The organism is Rhodococcus sp. P4_F3_2, from assembly GCF_056401335.1.
Window position 1 is genome coordinate 1 of the sequence record NZ_JBFUJN010000223.1, and the last position, 430, is coordinate 430.

The following is a 430-nucleotide window of genomic DNA, read 5'->3' on the forward strand; positions in this document are numbered from 1 at the left end:
CTATTTCCCTCTACAGTTATTTCAACTTCTTCCCATTCTCCTATATCCGCACTACAAAACCATTGCCTTGTAAAAGGAACTTCAGCTTCGTATTCACAACTATTCCATTTTTCTGTTGCATTTTCATCCAATGGTTTAGATAGAACAAGCTTTTGATACCAATTTTGTTTGAAGTTAGAGATTGTATAGTTCTGTTCACAGAACTCAAAACGAATCATTTATTCACCCCTCAATTATAGGTTTTTTACTACTATGTAGAAATATGCTCTTAGCTTGCTAGGTTCAATTTTAGTACTACATAAAGCGAACATCAATTAGTTCACTTAACYTCATTTTRTTTTTTAAYTCAAATACKTCATCGATAAAAACAAACAAATTCCCCAGGGAATCAACAAATTGGATGAATCCCTTTTCTGTAATACATTGTCCC

At 32.6% G+C, this 430-nt stretch carries 1 protein-coding gene; it reads right to left on the bottom strand.

All coding sequences use genetic code 11. The features are described 5' to 3' along the window. On the bottom strand, positions 1-218 hold a 218-nt coding region (locus tag AC1DWA_RS33505), incomplete at its 3' end, for a hypothetical protein (protein WP_477917818.1). Between the last annotated feature and the right edge of the window lie 212 nt (positions 219-430).